The sequence below is a fragment of the Nocardioides sp. NPDC051685 genome (genome assembly GCF_044453405.1).
Lineage (GTDB): Bacteria > Actinomycetota > Actinomycetes > Propionibacteriales > Nocardioidaceae > Nocardioides.
In genome coordinates this window covers 1-1,286 of record NZ_JBITCR010000033.1, presented here as the reverse complement: position 1 = coordinate 1,286, position 1,286 = coordinate 1, and the positions used below count along the sequence as shown (strand labels likewise).

The 1,286-nt window shown below is 65.9% G+C and carries 1 protein-coding gene; it reads right to left on the bottom strand.

The window, feature by feature from the left end; all coding sequences use genetic code 11:
• The coding region (locus ACIA03_RS30250) for an acyl-CoA carboxylase subunit beta (RefSeq protein WP_396989211.1) at positions 1-1,286 on the bottom strand (1,286 nt) is incomplete at both ends.

Below are 1,286 nucleotides of genomic sequence, written 5' to 3'. Positions count from 1 at the left end.
AGCGGGATGTTCCCGTGCTTCTTCGCGGGGAGGGTTTCGCGTTTGGTGCGGAGCAGGCGCAGGGCGCGGGTGATCTCGGCGCGGGTTTCGTGGGGTGGGATGACGGCGTCGATGTAGCCGCGTTCGGCGGCGATGTAGGGGTTGGCGAGGGTGGTTTCGTATTCGTCGATGAGCTGGGCGCGTTTGGCTTCGATCTGGTCGGTGCTGGCGCCGGCGGCCTCGAGGTCGGCCAGGGTGCGGCGGTGGATGATGTTGGCGGCGCCTTGGGCGCCCATGACCGCGATCTGGGCGGTGGGCCAGGCCAGGTTGATGTCGGCGCCGAGGTGTTTGGAGCCCATCACGTCATAGGCGCCGCCGTAGGCCTTGCGGGTGATGATGGTGACCAGGGGGACGGTGGCCTCGGCGTAGGCGTAGATCAGTTTCGCGCCGCGGCGGATGATGCCGTTGTGTTCTTGGTCGGTGCCGGGCAAGAACCCGGGCACGTCGACGAAGGTGATGACCGGGACGTTGAAGGCGTCGCAGGTGCGCACGAACCGGGCGGCTTTCTCGGAGGCGTCGATGTCGAGGGTGCCGGCGAACTGCATGGGCTGGTTGGCCACGATCCCGACCGGGCGGCCCTCGATGCGGGCGTAGCCGATGATGATGTTGGGGGCCCACAAGGGCTGGACCTCGAGGAACTCCTCCTCGTCAACAATGTGGGCGATGACCTCGTGCATGTCGTAGGGCTGGTTGCCGCCGTCGGGGATGAAGGTGTCCAGCTCGCGGTCGAGGTCGGAGATCTCCAGATCCGCACTCTGCCCACCGGGGGCCTCATAGGCGGGGGGTTCTTCGAGGTTGTTGGAGGGCAGGTAGGACAGCAGGGCCTTGACGTACTCGATCGCGTCGGCCTCATCGGTGCCCATGTAGTGGGCCACCCCGGACTTGGAGTTGTGGGCCAGGGCGCCGCCGAGCTCTTCCATGGTGATGTCCTCACCGGTGACGGTCTTGATCACGTCGGGGCCGGTGATGAACATGCCGGAGGTCTTGTCGACCATGATGGTGAAGTCGGTGACCGCGGGGGAGTAGACGTGCCCGCCGGCGCAGTTGCCCATGATCAGGCTGATCTGCGGGATCACCCCGCTCGCGTGGACGTTGCGTTTGAAGATCTCCCCGTACAACCCCAGGGACACCACGCCTTCTTGGATGCGGGCGCCGGCGCCCTCGTTGATCCCGATCAGCGGGGACCCGGTCTTGATCGCCAGGTCCATGATCTTGGTGATCTTCTCCCCATAGACCTCGCCCAGCGA